The sequence below is a fragment of the Hubeiibacter jixunmingi genome (genome assembly GCF_041928215.1).
Taxonomy (GTDB): Bacteria; Pseudomonadota; Gammaproteobacteria; order Pseudomonadales; family Moraxellaceae; genus Acinetobacter.
The window spans coordinates 1-3,718 of the sequence record NZ_JBHFHK010000109.1 but is presented as its reverse complement, the minus strand read 5'-3'; the positions used below and the strand labels follow the sequence as shown (position 1 = coordinate 3,718).

1 protein-coding gene is annotated in these 3,718 nt (G+C 41.4%); it reads right to left on the bottom strand.

Annotated features, from left to right (window positions below; translation table 11 throughout):
* The coding region (locus ACEYX7_RS10725; protein WP_374900560.1) for a beta strand repeat-containing protein at positions 1 to 3,374 on the bottom strand (3,374 nt) is incomplete at its 3' end.
* Between the last annotated feature and the right edge of the window lie 344 nt (positions 3,375 to 3,718).

Below are 3,718 nucleotides of genomic sequence, written 5' to 3'. Positions count from 1 at the left end.
TCAACTGTGCTACCTGGTTTGATAAGTTCATCTGTACCAGAAACTTTGTTGCCTGAGGTTTTTAAGGTGAAACCACTGTTGTTAATAGCGTTAGCAATATTAGCTGCTGTTACAAACTTATTACCTTCCGCCGTACTTGGTGCTACAACAGAACCATTTGTATCAGGGCTCAATGTTGTAGTTTGAGGTGCTTGTGCTGTCGCCTTCAATACCCCTGTAGCACTATCAACAACAATACTTGTACCATCAACTTTAACATCATACTTTACTGTACTTGTGTTCGTTTTTGCATCCGTGGTAACAACAGCATCCGTTCCACTACCATCTACAAAGTTTACAGTGTCGTATGGCTTAACAAAGTCAACCGCTGTACTGTCACCTTGTAAATTCCAACCAGAATTCAACACATCACCTAATGTCGCTACTTTCGTATTATCAATTGGCGATGGCACACTGCCAGCTGTTGTGTTCGTTGGCAAAGTAGATGTCAAACCAGTGATCGCATTATTACCCGCCACATCCTTACCAATCGTAATTGGGCTACTTCCACCTGTAGTAAAAGTTGGTGCAGTCACTGTACCAGTAAAGGTCGGTGCATTTGCCATGCTTATTTCGACTTTACCATCACTCACTGTAGTCTTTAAGTTAGTCGTGCTCGTGCTTGCCGCATTACCTGCAACAATCTGTAAAGTGCTTCCTAGCTTCCGAGATGTTGTCGCACCATTGTCGCCTGTAAAACTTATTGGCTGATTAACTGCTTCATTCAAAGCATCAATCGCACCGCCAACGTTATTAAAAGTCGATGTCGTACCTGTTGATGGATTCCCTGATGTCAAAGTGTAACTAGGTGCTGTGATTTTGCCATCATTACCCACTGTAGAATTGCCACCCAATGCAGTTGCAACTGACCCAGCTAGATTACCGATGACTTTATTTGTAGCGTAAAGTTGTGAACCATTGATCGCATCAGTAGATGTATCACTGATCTGACCAGCTGCCACGTTCATAATACGACGTTCTGCACCAGCAGAACCAACCGATACAGCACCAACACCTGTTGCACCTGCAAAGCCACTATAAATTATAGTACCCACTGTTGCGTCAGATACCTTACCTGTTGCACCTGCAGTTGTACCTGTAGTTGGGTTAACTGCGATAGCATCGCTATCAGCTAAGTTTACACCTGCACCCGCTTCTGTACGGATAGTACTGTTATCACCAAGATAGATCGAATTAGCCACTGTACTACCAGCTACAGTTGGTTGTGTAGCACCTGTCGTATTTACGCTACTACCTAGTACATATGTGCTACTGGTATTCACATAATTACGATTACCCACAGCAGCCGTATCTGTTGCTGCTGCAGTTTCAGCAACGGTGCTTGCTGTATTATTCCCAGTAGCATCATATGTACCCGTACCACCCATTTGGTTACTATTACCAAGAACAAATGCACCCGTGCTATTACTACCTACAACGTTATTGTTACCGATAGTATATGATGCTGTACCTTCGTTGACAGTTGGATCGCCGATAGTACCTGAGTTTTTACCAGTGACAATATTACCTGTACCAATCGAAATCGCATTCTCACCGAATGCCTTAGCACCCATACCAATTGCGATTGATTTAATATTAGAAGCATTACTATCCGTACCGATTGCAATCGCATTATCAGCAGCACCATTAGCAGTCACAGTAGTACCAACATCAACACGTGTACCTACGATCGCTCGTCGACCGATAGCAACAGTATTCTCACCATAAGCTTTTGAACCAGCGACGATTGCTAGTGAATCTTTACCTTTAGCATGTGTTTGGGCATCTTTCTGATACATCACACCAGGTTGACCAGCAACACTAGCAGCAGCATCAATATCAGCAGAACCAATAGAAATTGCACGATAACCTTCAGCATTAGCAGAATGACCTATTGCTAATGTGCCTTTGCCCTGTGCGATAGACACATTACCTATCGCTTGAGCAAAATCATCAATTGCGGTAGCTTGACGACCAATTGCTGTTGCAGTATTACCCTTTGCAAAAGCAGCAGCACCTATTGCTACACCACCAGTAGTTTGAGCTTGGGCTAAAGAACCCACAGCAACTGATAACTGAATTGATTTTGCACCATCACCAATTGCTGTGCCACCCTGGTTTGCATATGCAGCATTACCAACAGAGGTTGAAATGGCCTTATAGACATTAACTCCATCTTTACTAATAACAATGTCACCGTCAGAGTCTTTTAATGCTTTATAGACAACACCATTTGTCAGCTCATTTTTATTATCAGTCGTATTACGAACTAAATGGTAATTTGAACCCTTCGAAACAGAATTATTACCTATCGCAATTGCACCAACGCCACCTTTATCAGTGAGAACACCACCTACGGTTGTTGGATTTACAGCATCTTTTATAGACTCTGAAGATGAGTTACGACCTATCGCAACATCACTTGTGTATACAGATTTCGATAGGTTACCGACTGCTACAGAAGATTCGCCATCAGAAGTTGAAGCCGAACCCATAGACAATGAAGCACCGCCCGTTGCCTTAGAACCAATACCAAATGCCGTTGATGCCAAACCTATCGCTTGTGATGATGTACCTATCGCTGTTGAAAGAGCGCCTGTTGCCCTAGATTGTACACCAACTGCAACAGCCGCTACACCAGCTGTAGTTCTTGGATACTGAGTAGTTGCTGACGTAGCATCAACCATTTTACGACCTGTGATTCTTTCGTATTCAGTCGCTACAACACCTGTATTAAGAGCATTCGCTGCGACAAAACCTCCCGCTAGATCAGATTTAGACGCAATATCTAGATCATCACCACCAATAGCAATAGAAGATGAGCCATTGATATCAACATTACTACCAATCCCTGTTGATTGTGTGCCTTTCACTTTAATATCATTACCAAGTATAGCCACTTGTGATAATTCTTTTGCCACATCTCCTGGTACACCAATCTGATTACGACTACCAACAATAGTGTTCTCCATTGTTCCTATTATACCACCAGCTTTGGTATTAAACGTATTTCCATTACCCAGTATAATATTATTTGACGCTGCAGTTGCTGAAATTAATGCTGTAGAGACAGTATTTGCCACACCTCCCGATCCAGAGATAATTATATTTGACTGTGTATAAGGATTAGCAGTCGTAGATGGACCTACAGGCGTACCATCAATTGTAGCCGCCATTGCATCTCCACTAACCAATGCAACACCTGCCAAAACAGCACTTGCTATAGTAGTTTTAACACTTTTACTTGAAGTTTTACCACGTGATGTTGCATTTTCTGCCACCGCAGTAAAGGTTTGAGTTGATTCGTTATAAACAACTCGATAATTATGATTCATAGATTTTTCCTTTTACATAAGTACTGCCTGATTTAAGGGCAATTACTGTTACATCTTAAGCTCTTGGGTGCACGATTGAACTTGACAGCTCAACGACAATATTCAACATCCATAAACTTAAGTGATTTAAGTATATTCCACCACATTATAAAGGTTATTTAAACAAACAAGCAACAACCATTCTAACCAAAAATACTACCGTTTATCTAAAAAATTACTTACTCATTATTAGCTTATCCTCCATATTTGTCACATATTCTTACATAGTAGACCTCTTTCGAAAATGTAAATTTAGCGATTAACTTGCCAATTTATAAATCCTGCCACTAATTTCATTCTCAATT